This window comes from Thermodesulfovibrio sp. Kuro-1, from assembly GCF_006538445.1.
Taxonomy (GTDB): Bacteria; Nitrospirota; Thermodesulfovibrionia; order Thermodesulfovibrionales; family Thermodesulfovibrionaceae; genus Thermodesulfovibrio; species Thermodesulfovibrio yellowstonii.
This window is the reverse complement of record NZ_BJKS01000006.1, coordinates 14510-27587: the sequence shown is the minus strand read 5'-3', so window position 1 is coordinate 27587 and position 13078 is coordinate 14510. Positions and strand designations below refer to the sequence as shown.

Sequence of the window (13078 nt, the reverse complement as noted above, 5' to 3'; positions counted from 1 at the left end):
ACTAAGGATGTTTATTTGGGTAACAAATTTATGAAAAATATCTAAGATTATACTTATCAAAAAGAAGTTTTTGAAATTCCTCTATTTTTTTAAAAACATCAATGAGAATTTCTTTTTCTGTTTTTGATAATTCCTTCGGATTTATATAGTTGTCTGGAGGTATATTATTTCTTATTTTCTTAGCTTGTGATTTTAGTCGAAGAGTCATTAAAAACCTGTATCCTTCTTCCAGATCTCTTGCAAAATCAGGTGTAAAAATAGATAAATCTTTTAATTTTCTAATTCTCTCAAAGGTATTTGTATTTCTTATCTCATTATGGAGAGATAAAACTCTTATACCTTGAGTTATAGGGAAAATACCGTATTTTTTTATATCAATCTCTCCCTTATACTTCCCTTCTTTTTCAGTCTTCAACTTGCCTAAAAAACCTACAGGAGGAGTGAATTTTATTGCCTCTGAGGCAAGAAAAGGTAGAAAATGTTTGGAAATTCTTATCCTTTGGAATATAAACTGCCATAGTTCATCTATTAATTTATCTTCACCGAAAACATTTCTGAAATCAAAAAATATACTTATATTTAAAACATTTTCAGGTTTAGGATTTTCCATCCATCTACCAATTTCCTTGAACCATTCTTCTTTTGTTCTTCTCCAGTAAGGATTACTAATCATAACATTTCCCTGACAAGGGGGAAAGCCGATATCAAGCAAATATTTTATATATAGTTCTGAAAACTTCTCAAAATATTCCCTATTTGCAGAATTACCTTCAAAAATTAGAGCATTATCCTGATCTGTTTTGAGGCTCTGTTCTCTCCTTCCTTCTGAGCCTATAACCATAATAGAATAATTACAGGGTGGTAAACCAATTTCTTCCTCTACAAGCCTGACTACCCTTGCCATAAAATGGTCATTAAGTTCTGCTATATATTTTCCAACATATTCAGGATCTAATCCAGACATAACACCATCAATTACGCTTTCATTTACAAGAGAATAAAGGTAGGAAAGTTCCTCTGTGCTTTTAGCTCTATCAATTTCCTTAATAAGAAAAATTATGTTTTTACTCTCATGGGATATAACCACTCTATCGTCAAGTATTCCCCAGATTGCTCCTGAATCCATTATTACTAATTTTCTTATTCTGTGTTTTGCCATTGTTAGCAGTGCATTAAAAAGCGGTTCAGAGGCATCCATTGTAATTATCGGAAAAGTAGCTACATCTTGAGCTTTTGCAAGAGAAGGATTTATCTCCTTTGCAAGGATTTTTTTTATTATATCTCTTTCTGTAATAATGCCTATTTCTCCATCCTTTTGAACAAGGCAGAATGTAGAGTCATGCTCAGCCATTGTTTTTGCTGTATCTATTATGTTCATGTTTCCTTTGATTAACAGAGGCTCTTTAATTTTAATGTCTTTTATTCTTACATCAAGAAGTCTTTCCATCTGGAAGGAACTTCTTAGCTTAGGGACCTTGTGAACTCTTTTTGCAAGTTCTTTTGTGAAATATTTAGAAAAACTCTCATATTTACTCAGCAAATCAAGAAATTTTTCTTTTTTTATCTGAAGAATTTTTGTATTATCCTCAACAATTCTTGCAGTAGATACAGGTGACATCTCACTAACTAAAGATACATAACCAAATATGTCTCCTCCTTTGAGATGAGCTATTAGCTGAGAATTTTTTTCAAGAAATACCTCACCTTCAAGAATTATGTATAAGAAATTAAGTGGTTCACTGCCTTCTTTAAAGAGTATTTCATTTTTTTTATAAGTTTTCAATTCAGCTATTGAAACTATTTCTTCAATCTCTTCTATGGGAAGGGTATCAAAGGGATATATTTTTTTGATTTTCTCTAAATCTTCCATAACATCAAAAATATTTTACAACTAAAAGGCGAAGAATAACTATAAAGATTATTATAAAAATTGTTGTTCCTTTAGGGAATATCCTTCTTGCTAATGTATATAAGGGTTCGGTTGTTCTCATAAAAAGTCCATAGATGGGGTTTTTAGGATCTTTTGTAAAAAAAGATAAAATGGCTCGTCCTATGACGAGCCACATTATAAAGGAAAGGGTATAATTGAGAAAAAGCTTTAATGTCATTCCTCAACTCCACCTTTTACTGCACCTTTGGGATATCTTATACTGTCAACAAATTCCTGGAGTTCTTGAGAGGGTGCAGCTGTAATTCTTGATACGACCAGAGCCACAATAATATTTGCAGGAAGTCCAAATATGCCTGCTGCAATTGTTTTTATCCCAAACCAGTCTATTCCATAAAATCTGCTTCCAATTATATAATATGTAGTAATTAGTAGCCCAACGATCATTCCTGTTACTGCTCCAGTTTTGTTCATTCTTTTGTCCCATATTCCAAGTACAACAGCTGGAAAGAATGTAGCAGCAGCAAGGGAAAATGCCCAGGCAACAAGTTCAACAATTATTGCCAGTTTAAAACTTGCCACATAGGCACCAATTGCAGCAACAACGATTAAGAGAGCTTTTCCAATTTTCACTCTTGTGGACGGTGATATATTTGGATTAATGATTTTGTAATAAAGGTCATGGGATATGGCATTTGAAATGGTGATTAGAAGTCCATCAGCAGTGGAAAGCGCCGCGGCAAGCCCTCCTGCAGCGATTAATCCAGCAACTACATAGGGTAGTCCTGCAATTTCTGGAGTTGCAAGCACTACTGCATCAGCCCTTATTATAATTTCAGAAAACTGAATAATTCCGTCTCCGTTCATGTCTTTTATAGAGATTAATCCTACTGAAGCCCATTTGGCAACCCATCCAGGAAGAGAGGTAAAAGCCTGCCCAACTATGTTTGTAAGAATCTCACTTCTTGCAAAAGCTGCGTAAGCTGGTGCAGTAAAGTAAAGCAAGAATATGAAAAATAAAGCCCAGGCAGCAGAACTTCTTGCTTCACGAACTGTAGGTGTAGTATAAAATCTCATAAGAACATGAGGTAACCCTGCTGTTCCAACCATCAGACAAAAAGTAAGTGCAAGAAAGTTAATTATTCCTTTTGTATCCGAAGGTGGAGATACATAGGACTTAGGTGGCTTAGACATTACCTGCGCTTCTTTCATCGTAGCAGTCCATTTTTCTTTTGCTTCTTCCGGTGTCTTAGGATAGTCTTTCAGAGCTTTTTCAGCCTTTGTTCTTTCAGGGTTTTCTGTAGGTAAGTTTTTGAGCTTTTCTTCAAGCTCGGTCTTTCCTTTTTGCCAACTTTCTGGTAATTCTTTAATTTTTGCATTTAATTCCTCAGCCTTCTTTTTCCATTCCTGTCTAACCTCTATTTCTTTAACGTCATTTACAAGAGCTTTTTGTTTTGACTCAATCACCTGTAAAGCTTGTCCATACATAACCTGCGGAATTGGGATTCCTGTATGTTTATAAGAAATGGCAACAACAGGGATCATATAGGCAGTTATCAATATTATATACTGAGCAACCTGTGTCCATGTTACTGCTCTCATGCCACCCAGAAACGAACAGACTAATATGCCTGATAAGCCAAGAAATACACCTGCTTCAAAGGGAATTCCCACAAATCTGCTTGTAATAATTCCAACACCTACAATTTGTGCCACAAGATAGGCAAAAGAGACTATTATGGCAGATACAATTCCTATCATTCTTGGAAGTTTACCACCATATCTGGCTTCCAGAAAATCTGGAATAGTAAACTGACCAAATTTTCTTATGTAAGGTGCAACCATAACTGCTAAAAGAACATATCCACCTGTCCATCCCATAATAAAGGCTAAACCGTCATAGCCCTGCAAATAGAGAGCACCTGCCATTCCAATAAAAGAAGCTGCACTCATCCAGTCTGAAGCTGTAGCCATACCATTAAATATTGCAGGAACTTTCCTACCCGCAACATAATATTCAGCAACAACTGAAGTTCTTGACAGGATGCCTATCGCAGCATAAACTCCAATTGTTCCAAATAGAAAGGCATAACCTATATACTTCTGTTGAAGCCCCATATTTTCTCCAATCCAAAGGGCTATAACAAAAATTAGAAATATACCAGTGTATACTCCATAAATCTGCCTTAATTTTTTCTTCCATGCTTGCATTGCATCATTTGCCATGGTTATTCCTCCTCTAATCCATATTTTTTATCAAGTTCATTCATCTTCATGGAGTAAAAATAATTAAGAAGAACAAATACTATAAGAGAACCCTGTGAACCCATGTAGTAGCCAAATGGAAAGCCTAAAATTGTAATGCTATTAAGAGAAGAAGCAAAAATTGCTGCCAAATAGGAGACAGCAAACCAGATTAGCAAGATAACATACATTAGAATTCTGTTATCTCGCCAGTAAGCATCAAGCGTTTCCTTCGTTACCATAAATACCTCCTTTAAAATTGATAGTTTTTTTCATATTTCCCAAACATGTATCCGGATACAGTTGGTTTCCCTATTTTTTTCAGTAAATCAAACCAGGAAGCATTGATTTTTTGAACCATGATAATCTCTCTTTGAAAAATTTGTGCTGTTATAAAGGCATCATAGAGAGCATCATGAAGCATGTCTACTTTTATATCAAAGGCTTCCGCTATTTCAGGCAATGATTTTGCTCCTTTGAATTTTTTAGATATAATTTCTCTTTCTATTAACCAGTTAAATATTATGTATGTATCAATTGCTTCAGGAGTGAAGCCTGTATTTAGCCATTTTGAAGTCTCCTTTCTCAGAAACTTAATATCAATCTCAATAAAATGTCCTACAATTGGTCTATTTTTGATAAAGTCAATAAATTCTTTAAGAATAAGTTTTATATCAGGACATTGTTCCAACTCCGTTGATGTCAATTTATGTATTAATACAGCTTTGTCTTTTGGCTTACACTGAGGATTTAAAATTCTATAGAAAATATCCCCAATTAAAATGCTTCTTTCCCTCATTGTGATTGCGCCGATGGATATAATACTGTCATTTTTTTCATCTAATCCTGTGAGTTCGGTATCAATAACAACAAATTCTTTATTACGGAAAATTTCTGATTCTATCCTGTTTTTTCTAAAAAATTTAAACATGAAAAAAGATTACTCAAATAACATGCCAGAAGACAAATTAAGTAAAATAAGGTTTTCCCCAATCATTATGAGAAAATCAAGCTGTTACATAAAGTAAAACAACAAGAAAAAAAGTAACAGAAATAAATAGAGGGATTTTAAAATATGTCTATTTAGTTTGAATTTAGCTTTTTATTGTTTAAGAAAAAAAGTGCAACAATAATACCGATGAGACTACATACAGCCACAAAAGGAAAAACCGAAAAATAAGAACCTTGTAAATCTTTAATCTGTCCTGAAATTAAAACTCCAGTGATTGCTCCAGTTCCGTATGCTGTGAATACCAGTCCATAGTTTTTTCCATAAAATTTAGTTCCATAAAAAATTTTTGTTGCTGTAGGAGCGATTGCAAGCCATCCACCAAGATTTAACCATAGTAAACAGAATCCAATAATAAATATGATTTTTTCACGAACTCCATATATTAATAAAGAAGCTCCTCCGATTATCAAAAATGACAAAATTGCAGCAGCTTTTGGTTTTATTTTGTCAGTTAGCCATCCAAAAAAGGGCCTACCTAAAAAATTAAAAATTGCATATAGAGAAACCGCAAGCGCAGCCATTTCGTGTGTTAAACCTACTTCTTTCCCCGCAGGAGCGGATATTCCAATAGCCATTAATCCAGCAAAACAACCTATAGTATAGGTTAGCCATAATGCCCAGAATGAGTTAGTTTTTATCATTTCCTCTCTGTCAAGTTCTATATTATTTGAAGTAGGATTAGAAGAAGTCTTTGCAATAAAACCCGCAGGCTTCCATCCCTCAGGAGGGAATTTGTAGGGTATAGAGAGAATTATGAGTATTATTAAGAAAGCTATTCCTAAATATAAGAAAGTACTTAATGGTCCGACTGAACCAATTAGTTGCTTGATTATCGGAGCTGTTATTAATGCTGAAAGTCCAAATCCACCAACTGTTAATCCAATTGCCAAACCAGCCTTGTCTGGAAACCATTTTGCAGAAGTTGCAATAGGGGCGCCATACATAATACCAACTCCAGTGCCACCTATTACTCCATAGAGTAAAGTTAGGCTATTGATATTTGTTGAAAAAGAAGCAGCAATCCATCCTATTCCAACCAGAATACCACCTAAAAACATTGTAGTTTTAGGTCCCCATTTTTGCATTAAATTTCCTGCAAAAGGCATAGCAAAAGCGAACATGGCTAAAAATATCATAAATGGTAATCCGCTCTCTGTTGCAGTTATATCCCAGAGTTTTTCAAGAGGAGGTCTGAAAATACTGAATGCATAAATAGCACCAAGACAAATATTTATTATAAGTCCAAAAATTACATAGAACCATCTACCACTTTCTGCTTTTATTCCTAAAATTCTTATATCTTGCATAATCTGTCTCCGTAAATAGATATGTAAAAAAATGAAGGAAATTTTAAAATAAATTTGGATGGAAATTAAAATAAAATAAACTGAACTAAATATAAAAAATTCTTATAATAGAATTAAGCAGACCTTGGAATTCCCCACTTTTTTCTCTTTTCCCATAAAGCCTTTCTTGTAATACCAAGCATATCAGCAAGTTCTTGCTCTGTATAAATAGATTGATATTTAAGAATAAATTCCTTGGTGTATTCTTCAATAGAAAGCACGGGGATTTCCTTTGCTCTATCAAAAAATTTTTCAGGATGCTGTATATATTCTGGAAGGTCCTCTGGCATTATTGTATCTGTTTCGCAGAAAACAACCGCCTGTTCAATAACATTTTGTAACTCTCTTATGTTCCCTGGCCATGGATGTTTGTAAAGAAGTTTCAGAGCCTGAGAGTCTATTTTTTTCAAATTTTTGCCCATTTTTATTGCAAATTTCCGCATAAAATGATGAGCAAGAATCTCAATATCTCTACCTCTTTCTCTTAGAGGAGGAATGCTTAAAGTAATAACATTCAATCTAAAAAAGAGGTCTTCTCTGAATTTTCCTTCTTTTACCTCTTCAATTAAATCTTTATTAGTTGCAGAGATAAATCGGAGATCAACTTTTTTACTTATGACGCTACCAAGTGGACGAATTTCTCTATCCTCTAAAACTCTGAGAAGTTTTGCCTGAAGACTTAATGGTAGATCTCCAATTTCGTCAAGGAAAACCGTACCTCCATCAGCTATCTCCAGAAGCCCCTTTTTGTCAGAAGCAGCTCCTGTAAAAGCTCCTTTTATAAAACCAAAAAGTTCACTTTCAAGAAGATTTTCAGGAAGACTTGCGCAATTGATTGCCACAAAAGGTTTTTTTCTTCTATAACTTGCCTCATGTATTGCTCGTGCAAAAAGTTCTTTACCAGTGCCTGTCTCACCAAGAAGCAGAACATTTGTTGGAGTATTAGCAATTTTTCTGATTTTTTCAAAAAGAAGTTTAATCTCTACTGATTCACCTATTATTGCACAGAGTTCTTCTTTTTCTTTAAAGGTTGGTATTTTCTCCTTTGGCTCTTCAACTATTGATGGTTTAATGAGTTTTTTAAGAGAGAGTTTTATTTCATCATAAACAAAAGGTTTTATAAGATAATCTTCTACTTTTATTTTAATTGCTTTAAGAGCAGTGCTTATTGATGGATAGGATGTGGTAAGAATAATTTTTGCATTGGGATTTAAAATCTTAATTTTGCTTGCTAACTCTATACCGTCACCATCTGGTAGTTCTATTTCAATAATTGCAAGATCATGAATATAGGATGCATAAATATTTAATGCCTGCTGAAAATTTGATGCACAATCAACAATAAAACCCTCTTTTTGTAGATAATTACTCAGACTTTCTCTTAGAGTGCTGTTACCATCTGCTATTAGCAGTCTTTCACTCATGAATTGTTTTCAAGATTTAGCAAGACCTTAACACTATCATCCTCCACATGATGTCTTACAAATCCCAATCGTTCAGCGAGTCCTAACATATAAGTATTAATTCTTAATATATCCATCCAGATTCTTTTTACTCCTAAATCTTTTGCTACTTCAATAGCATAAGTGCATAATGCCTTTCCAACGCCTTTTCCCTGCCACTCATCTTCAACAAGTATAGCCATATCTGCATCTATTCCATCAGGGTCACGAGAGAGTCTAACGTCCCCAATTATTTTTTCTCCATCAATATCTTTTACAACACAAACAAAGGCTAAGTTTCTATCATAGTCAACCTGGCAGAATTTAACAAGATTTTCATGTCTTAGGTCAATTGCTCTCTGGAAAAATCTCAAGCTTATGGTTCTTTCAGAACATCTTCCAAGAAGATTTGCAATCAAAGTTTCATCTTCAGCTTTTATGGGCCTTACGATTGCTTTTAAGCCATCTTTCAGTTCAACCTCTTTATAAAGATGAACAGGATAAGGACATATGCTCAAATGAGGTGGACAAAACTCTCCTTTCACCACTGTTTTTTTCTTTGGTGCGGTTTTGTCTAAAATTATACTACAGTCAAGAGCAAATATCTCAGAGTCTGTGATAAATATAGGATTAATATCAAATTCTTTAATTTGTGGGAAATCAGATATGAGATAAGAAAATTTTACAACAGTTTCTTCAAGCTTAAGCAGGACATCTTCATAGTAGGGGTATTTTTTAAGATATCTATAAATTTTTGTTTCTTCCATCAGTCTTTTTGCGAGTGTCTGATTTAAAGGAGGAAGTCCAACTGAATAGTCTTCCAGTGCTTCAAGAAGATTACCTCCTGTGCCAAAAAGAATAACTGCTCCAAAAGTAGGATCTTTCTTTGCTCCAAGAGCAATCTCATATCCATATGTTATAACCATTGGCTGAACAATAACTGAAGCCTCAGCATCCCCGTGTTCATTAGCAAGTTTTTTAAGCCATTTAAATCCTTCAATAGCTTCTAATTCATCTCTTATGTCAAGAATCACACCACCTTTTTTAAATTTATGTATTATTTTTGGTGTGTCTATCTTTAAAACAATTGGATAGCCTATTTCAGTAATTGCACTTTTAAGTTCTTCTAAGGTATTTGCTCTTTTTGTAAGAATTACAGGAATTCCGTATGCAGAAAGAATTTCTGAAGCTTCAAAGAATGTAGGAATGGACCTACCTTCAGAAATTGCTCTTTCAATAATTTCTGCTGCTCTTTCTGCATTAAAAGTTACATCTTTAAGAATGGTTTGAGGTGTTTCAAGAAGAAGTTTAAGGTTGAAATCATAACGATACATATACATGAATGTTCTTACTGCCTGTTCAGGTGTTACAAATGTAGGAATTCCATGTGAATTAAGTAATTCCCTTGCTTCGTTAACCAGCGCAGCTCCCATCCAGTTAGTAAGCACAGGTTTATAAGGATTTTCTTTTACTATTTTTATAACTCTTTGAGCTGTTTCTACAGGCTGCGTTCCCAATGAAGGAGTAAACATTATCAGAGCTCCATCTACATTTTTATCTTTAATGATTATTTTTAAAGCATTTTCATAATCCTCAGGCTTTGCATCTGAGACTAAGTCAAGAGGATTTCTAATTATACGAGCAGGAACAATTCCTTCAAGTTCTTTTACTGTTTCCTGTGAAAATTCAGCAAGCTCTCCTTCAAGTTTAATCAGGCTATCTACCGCACTAACAGCTGGAGCGCCCGCATTTGTAATGATTGCAAGTCTTTTTCCTCTTGGTCTCCTCTGTTTTGAAAGAGTTTCAGTTATATAAAACATATCAAGAGTTTCATCTACCCTTACAGCGCCTGCTCTTTTAAAAGCGGTATCATAAACTTTGTCTTCTCCGGCAAGAAGCCCTGAATGTGTTAAAGCAACTTCCAGAGACTCAACAAATTTACCGGATTTTACTATGACAATGGGTTTTGAAAAAGCAAAAGAACGTGCAGAAGTCATAAATTTTCTGCCATTTTTTATAGATTGCATATATATGACTATTGCTCTTGTGGAAGGGTCAACGCCAAAAAAATCTATAAGGTCAGCAAAGTCTATATCTATGTCAGAACCGAGAGAAACAAAATAGCTGAAACCAATGTTTTTATCAGCTGCTCTGTCTAAAAGAGCAACTGAAAGAGTCGCACTTTGTGCTATTAAAGCAATATTTCCTTTATTAAGTTTTCTTCTGAAAAGACTTACATTCAGATTTATTCCTGGTCTTATAAAGCCAAGACTGTTAGGACCTAAAAGTCTGAAGCCATATTTTCTATGAATTTCCTCTATTTTTTCTTCAAGATGCATTGCTTCTTTAACTTTTGTTCTGAAGTCAGGGCAGAGCAGAATAACTCCTTTAGCACCTTTTTGCCCGCATTCTTCAAGAATATCCAGAACATTTCCTCCACATTCTTCTGCTAAGACAACGAGGTCTATTTCTTTTGAAATATCGTTTAGTCTTTTATATGCTTCAACTCCCTGAACAGAGTCGGATTTTGGATTTACAGGATAAACAATTCCTTTATATTCCTCACCAATAAGATTTCTGAAAACAGTATATCCGATTGTTCCAGGGGTATTATCAGCACCGATTACAGCAATTCTTCTTGGATTAAAGAAATATTCAAGATTATAGATTGACATCGTCTTCTCCTTCTAATATTCTGCCCATACTTACAACAGTATCATCAGCAGAAAGGTCTATTAATCTAACACCTGTTGTAGCTCTTCCCTGTGGACGGATTTGAGAAACCTTAAGCCTTATCATTTTACTGCTACTACAGATTATAATTTCATCATCTTCTTTAACCTGAAGGGATGACACTACATTGCCTGTTTTTAGAGAAAGCTTAATGTTTTTTACACCTGTGCCTCCCCTATGTTGTAAACGATATTCTTCAATTGGTGTTTTTTTACCAATTCCTTTTTCAGTGATTGTAAGAACAAAGGAGCCTTCAGAGACCACATCTGCAGATACTACTTCATCCTCAGGTTCTGAAAATCTGATTCCGATTACGCCCCGAGCTGTTCTACCCATTGGTCTTACATCTATTTCACTGAATCTTACTGCCATACCCATTTTTGTGGCAATTATTAACTGGTTGTTGCCCGTTGTTTTTCTTACTGATATCAGTTCATCACCTTCCTCAAGGTCTATAGCAATTACGCCTTTTTGTCTGATATTTTTGAATTCTTCAAGAGATGTTTTTTTGACAAATCCTTTTTTTGTGAACATCATAAGATAGCCTTCTTCTATGTCCTTGCAAACTAATGCAGTGGTTATTTTTTCTCCTTCCTGAAGAGGTAGAAGATTTACAATAGCTTTACCCTTAGAAACTCTGCCAGCTTCAGGAATTTGATAAACTTTAAGACAATACACCCTTCCAAAGTTGCTGAAAAACATTATGTGATCATGAGTTGAGCCTATCAAAACTGATTCAAGATAGTCATCTGTAACAGTTTCCATAGGAGTTAATCCTTTTCCTCCCCTTTTTTGACTTCTGTAATCAGAAAGAGAAGTCCTTTTTATGTAGCCAAGATGTGTAAGAGTTATGACCATATCTTCCTGTGTAATAAGGTCTTCAATGTTTATCTCTTTTGTTTCAGTTACTATTTCAGTTTTTCTTTCATCTCCATACTTTTGTTTTATTTCAATAAGCTCATCTTTAATAATATTTCTTACCAGTTCTTCACTCTCAAGGATTGCTTTTAGTCGTTCAATCTCTTTAAGTATTGTCTCATAGTCTTGGATAATTTTTTCTCTTTCCAATCCTGTAAGTCTTTGGAGTCTCATATCAAGTATTGCCTGTGCCTGGATTTCTGTTAAAGGAAATCTGTTCATGAGTTTCATTTTAGCTTCTTCAGGATTTTGAGATTTTCTAATAATGGAGATTACTTCATCAAGATTTTCAACAGCTATTTTTAATCCAAGCAATATATGTGCTTGATGTTCTGCTTTTTTTAAATCAAAAGCTGTTCTTTTTATTACAACATCTTTTCTATGTTTGAGAAATTCCCATAAGGCTTCTTTTAGATTCAGTATTCTTGGCTGACCATCAACAATTGCAAGCAGTATTCCTCCAAACGTAGTTTCCATTTGAGTATGCTTATATAAATTATTGAGGACTACCTCTGGCATCTCTCCTTTTTTAAGTTCAAGAACAACTCTTATTCCTTCTCTGTTTGATTCATCTCTTATTTCTGTTATTCCTTCAATTTTCTTTTCTCTTACAAGCTCTGCAATCTTTTCAATAAGTTTAGCTTTATTAACTTGATATGGAATTTCTGTGATTATAATTTTTTCTTTAAATGCTTTGCCTTCAGGCTCTATTTCAAATAGTGGAACTTCCTTGCTCTTTTTACCTTTTGTTTCTCTTTCAATTTTAACTTTTGCTCTTATTCTTATAAGTCCTCTGCCTGTTAAATAAAGATCTCTGATTCCCTCTATGCCATAAATTGTGCCACCCGTTGGGAAATCTGGTCCTTTTACAAATTCTAATAGTTCCTCCATTGAAATCTGAGGGTTTTCAAGAAGTTTAATTAATGCATCCACAATTTCGTTAAGATTGTGTGGTGGTATATTTGTTGCCATTCCTACTGCAATTCCTGAAGAGCCATTGATAAGAAGATTTGGAATCCGAGCAGGAAGCACAAGAGGTTCTTGTGTTGTAGCATCAAAGTTAGGGGCAAAGGGAACTGTTTCTTTATCTATATCCTGTAGTAATTCTTCAGCAATTTTTGTAAGTCTTGCTTCAGTATAACGATATGCAGCAGGTGGATCACCATCAATAGAACCAAAATTACCTTGTCCGTCTATGAGAGGATAACGCATATTGAAATCTTGAGCAAGTCTTACCAATGCATCGTATACTGCCTGGTCTCCATGTGGATGATATTTCTTTAATACCTCACCAACTACTCCAGCGCATTTTGAATATTTCTTCCCTGCAAGAAGTCCTTCACGAAACATGGCATAGAGGATTCTTCTTTGAACAGGTTTCAGTCCGTCTCTAACATCAGGAAGAGCTCTACCTATGATTACGCTCATTGCATAATCAAGGTAGCTTGTTTTCATCTCCTCTTCAATATTTACTTTTAAAACATTTGGCATAGGC

Annotated in this window: 9 protein-coding genes; all 9 read right to left on the bottom strand. The window is 34.5% G+C overall.

All coding sequences use genetic code 11. The features are described 5' to 3' along the window. Positions 1-28: 28 nt before the first annotated feature. Positions 29-1870, bottom strand: a complete 1842-nt coding sequence (locus FLY87_RS08585) for a putative nucleotidyltransferase substrate binding domain-containing protein (RefSeq protein WP_012546223.1) — start codon at positions 1868-1870, stop codon at positions 29-31. Positions 1871-1874: 4 nt separating this feature from the next. Next, positions 1875-2108 (bottom strand): YggT family protein, encoded by a 234-nt coding sequence (locus FLY87_RS10450; RefSeq protein ID WP_038058694.1) that lies wholly within the window; start codon positions 2106-2108, stop codon positions 1875-1877. Continuing rightward, positions 2105-4114, bottom strand: a complete 2010-nt coding sequence (locus tag FLY87_RS08575) for a sodium:solute symporter family protein (protein ID WP_141266942.1) — start codon at positions 4112-4114, stop codon at positions 2105-2107. Before FLY87_RS08575 ends, FLY87_RS10450 begins: the two co-directional genes overlap by 4 nt. Positions 4115-4116: 2 nt before the next feature. Next, positions 4117-4374, bottom strand: coding sequence for a DUF4212 domain-containing protein (locus tag FLY87_RS08570; RefSeq protein WP_012546253.1), 258 nt, complete (start codon positions 4372-4374; stop codon positions 4117-4119). An 11-nt stretch (positions 4375-4385) separates the two neighbouring features. Next, the gene (locus tag FLY87_RS08565; RefSeq protein ID WP_012544928.1) at positions 4386-5063 is read right to left on the bottom strand and encodes a 3'-5' exonuclease; all 678 of its coding nucleotides are present in this window, start codon (positions 5061-5063) and stop codon (positions 4386-4388) included. Between the two features lie 152 nt (positions 5064-5215). Beyond that, positions 5216-6451: an OFA family MFS transporter gene (locus tag FLY87_RS08560; protein WP_012544926.1), complete on the bottom strand. Its 1236-nt coding sequence runs from the start codon at positions 6449-6451 to the stop codon at positions 5216-5218. 113 nt (positions 6452-6564) lie between these two features. Continuing rightward, positions 6565-7914, bottom strand: a complete 1350-nt coding sequence (locus FLY87_RS08555) for a sigma-54 dependent transcriptional regulator (protein ID WP_012545848.1) — start codon at positions 7912-7914, stop codon at positions 6565-6567. Then, a complete protein-coding gene (locus FLY87_RS08550) occupies positions 7911-10607 on the bottom strand; it encodes a bifunctional acetate--CoA ligase family protein/GNAT family N-acetyltransferase (RefSeq protein WP_012546831.1) in 2697 nt (898 codons plus the stop codon). Before FLY87_RS08550 ends, FLY87_RS08555 begins: the two co-directional genes overlap by 4 nt. Next, complete coding sequence (gyrA, locus tag FLY87_RS08545; protein WP_012545423.1) at positions 10594-13074, bottom strand: DNA gyrase subunit A; 2481 nt, start codon at positions 13072-13074, stop codon at positions 10594-10596. Before gyrA ends, FLY87_RS08550 begins: the two co-directional genes overlap by 14 nt. Positions 13075-13078: the final 4 nt, after the last annotated feature.

Excerpts from the sequence above, each read along its gene's own strand:
- FLY87_RS10450 (WP_038058694.1), bottom strand. The coding sequence starts at position 2,108 with ATGACATTAAAGCTTTTTCTCAATTATACCCTTTCCTTTATAATGTGG.
- gyrA (WP_012545423.1), bottom strand. The coding sequence starts at position 13,074 with ATGCCAAATGTTTTAAAAGTAAATATTGAAGAGGAGATGAAAACAAGC.
- FLY87_RS08570 (WP_012546253.1), bottom strand. The coding sequence starts at position 4,374 with ATGGTAACGAAGGAAACGCTTGATGCTTACTGGCGAGATAACAGAATT.
- FLY87_RS08560 (WP_012544926.1), bottom strand. The coding sequence starts at position 6,451 with ATGCAAGATATAAGAATTTTAGGAATAAAAGCAGAAAGTGGTAGATGG.
- FLY87_RS08585 (WP_012546223.1), bottom strand. The coding sequence starts at position 1,870 with ATGGAAGATTTAGAGAAAATCAAAAAAATATATCCCTTTGATACCCTT.
- FLY87_RS08550 (WP_012546831.1), bottom strand. The coding sequence starts at position 10,607 with ATGTCAATCTATAATCTTGAATATTTCTTTAATCCAAGAAGAATTGCT.
- FLY87_RS08555 (WP_012545848.1), bottom strand. The coding sequence starts at position 7,914 with ATGAGTGAAAGACTGCTAATAGCAGATGGTAACAGCACTCTAAGAGAA.
- FLY87_RS08575 (WP_141266942.1), bottom strand. The coding sequence starts at position 4,114 with ATGGCAAATGATGCAATGCAAGCATGGAAGAAAAAATTAAGGCAGATT.
- FLY87_RS08565 (WP_012544928.1), bottom strand. The coding sequence starts at position 5,063 with ATGTTTAAATTTTTTAGAAAAAACAGGATAGAATCAGAAATTTTCCGT.